The sequence below is a fragment of the Algoriphagus oliviformis genome (genome assembly GCF_017254915.1).
In the GTDB taxonomy this organism is placed as follows: Bacteria; Bacteroidota; Bacteroidia; order Cytophagales; family Cyclobacteriaceae; genus Algoriphagus; species Algoriphagus oliviformis.
Window position 1 is genome coordinate 1 of record NZ_JAFKCT010000085.1, and the last position, 288, is coordinate 288.

Annotated in this window: 1 protein-coding gene; it reads left to right on the forward strand. The window is 33.0% G+C overall.

Features of this window, described 5'->3' with window-relative positions:
• Positions 1 to 202: hypothetical protein (locus J0A68_RS23390; RefSeq protein ID WP_206580526.1), on the forward strand; the 202-nt coding region annotated here is incomplete at its 5' end.
• Between the last annotated feature and the right edge of the window lie 86 nt (positions 203 to 288).

The following is a 288-nucleotide window of genomic DNA, read 5'->3' on the forward strand; positions in this document are numbered from 1 at the left end:
TGTTCTACGTACTTTATTAGCAAACCGATATTTCCTCTTTTTATTTGTATTTCATTCTTTTAGGTTTTTAATTTTACCAAGAGTAATTAAATTTACAAGAAAAAAATTTGCCAAGTACGCTACTCCAAAGAAAAAAATTATTGGAAGTTATGGCTGTGGGCTTGTGGTTTTAGTACTCTACTTCAAAGACCGAAGTGTGTAAATTTTGGGGTGCTTCTAGTTAAGTCTAGCAAGCATTTTCGACAAAGCATTCATTATCATCAAGGGCAAATTGCCCTCGGGAATATT